This is a genomic window from Burkholderia sp. Ac-20379, from assembly GCF_017104645.1.
In the GTDB taxonomy this organism is placed as follows: domain Bacteria; phylum Pseudomonadota; class Gammaproteobacteria; order Burkholderiales; family Burkholderiaceae; genus Burkholderia.
In genome coordinates this window covers 1-2,044 of the sequence record NZ_JAAGPF010000591.1, presented here as the reverse complement: position 1 = coordinate 2,044, position 2,044 = coordinate 1, and the positions used below count along the sequence as shown (strand labels likewise).

Sequence of the window (2,044 nt, the reverse complement as noted above, 5' to 3'; positions counted from 1 at the left end):
CCTCGCGACCACACCACGCCATGCAGCGAGCACGCCGCCGTCGCCTGCGGCTGACGCGAGGCGTAGGCGGCCCGCGCCAGTTCGAGCGTCATCGCGCCCGGCAGCACGCGCTGGCCGTTCACGCGATGGTCGCGCAGATAGAACGCCGCCGGATCCAGCACGATGCGTTCCGGATCGAAGGGGCGGGCGTCGGCAGGCGTCGCCGCGCCCGGCGCTGCATGGCGATAGACATCGCGCGCGAACGCGTAGGTCGGCAGATGGATCCGCCGCCACGGGCCGCGCGGCAGCAAATCGGCGGCATCCGCGAGGCCTCGAACCCAGCGCCGCGCGGCGGACGCCGTGGCGTCGAGCCCGGCTTCGGCCTCTCGTCCGGCCAGCCGGCCAGGCGCGAGTTCGCCGGTTTCCACAGGCGCGCCGCGCCCGTCGAGGAAATCGAGCAGACGCAGGCGCAAGGCATCGAGCGATTCCACTTCGAGCGCGAGCCGGCAGCGCATCGCCTCGCGGCCCACGGCCAGCGTATAGGCGAGATCGCCCAGCTCGGCCGGCTGCACGCGGCCCTGCCCGATCGCCTGCGCCAGCCGCCACGCCTGCTCGCGCAGGCGCTGCGGATCGCGCGCCGACAGCACCACGAGCCGCGGCCCGGCGGGCAGATCGGCGGCCGAGCGCGGCGCGCGCCCGGCATGCTCCTCGACGATCACGTGCGCATTGACGCCGCCGAAGCCGAAGCTGCTGACGCCGGCGCGGCGCGGCAGCGCCTGCCCCGAGCGGTCGAGCGGCGCCGCCCAATGCCGGTTTTCCCGGACGATATGGAACGGGCTGCCGTCGAGCTCGACATACGGGTTCTGCGGCGTGCTGTGCAGGCTGGCCACCAGCGTCCGATGCCGCATCTGCAGCAGCACCTTGACGATGCCGGCCATCCCGGCCGCCAGCTCCAGGTGCCCGATGTTCGACTTCACCGAGCCGAGCCCGCAATTCGCTCCGGCCGCCGCGGACGTATCGCGGAACGCGGCCTTCAGCGCATTGATCTCGACCGGATCGCCCAGCGCCGTGCCGGTGCCGTGCGTCTCGATGTAGCCGACCGTGGCGGGATCGACGCCGGCCGCGTCGTAGGCGCGCCGCAGCAGTTCGGTCTGCGCCGCGGTGTTGGGCGCGGTCAGCGAATTGGCCCGGCCGCCATGGTTGATCGCGCTGCCGCGAATCACGCCGTAGATCGCATCGCCGTCGCGTTCGGCGTCGGCCAGGCGGCGCAGCACCAGCACCGCCACGCCCTCGCCGCGCACGTAGCCGTTGGCGTCGGCGGAGAAGGTCTTGCAGCGGCCGTCTGGCGAGAGCATGCCGGCCTTGGCGAAGTTCACGTGCGCATCGGGCGTGAGGATGGTGTTGACGCCACCCACCACCGCCATCTCGCAATCGCCCGCGCGCATCGCCTGCAACGCGCGATGGATCGCCACCAACGAGCTGGAGCACGCGGTTTCGACCGGCTCGCTCGGGCCATGCCAGTCGAGCAGATAACTGACGCGGTTGGGGCCCACCGAGGGCACCGAGCCGGTTGCCGTGTAGCTGTTCGCGCCCTGCTCGCCCGCGGCTTCGCGATAGCCGCTGGCCGACGTCGCCACGAACAGCCCGACCGGGCGGCCGGCGAACGCGCGCGGCGCGTGGCCGGCATCCTCGAGCGCCTGCCAGACGTGCTGCAGCAGCAGGCGCTGTTGCGGATCGAGCCCCTGCGCCTCCAGCGGCGAAATGCCGAAGAACAGCGGATCGAATTCGAAGATGCCGTCGATGAAGCCGCCCCAGCGGATATTGGTGCGGTTCGGCTCGCGCTTCGGATCGCCGTCCAGCTCGCGCCAGTTCCAGCGGTCGGCCGGAATCTCGTCGATGCAGTCGCGCCCGTCGAGCAGGTTCTGCCAGAACGCGTCGGCGTCCGCCGCCTGCGGGAAGCGGCAACTGAGGCCGACGATCGCGATCGGCTCGGGCGCGCCCGCGCTCGAGCCCGCCTCGGCGGCCGGCGCATCGATGGCGGCGGCCTGCCCGGCCTCGAATCCGG

General features: G+C 72.6%; 1 protein-coding gene. It reads right to left on the bottom strand.

Annotation, left to right across the window (positions count from 1 at the left end):
- A partial coding sequence (locus G3N92_RS33035) for a polyketide synthase (RefSeq protein ID WP_206131715.1) occupies positions 1–2,044 on the bottom strand: 2,044 nt, incomplete at both ends.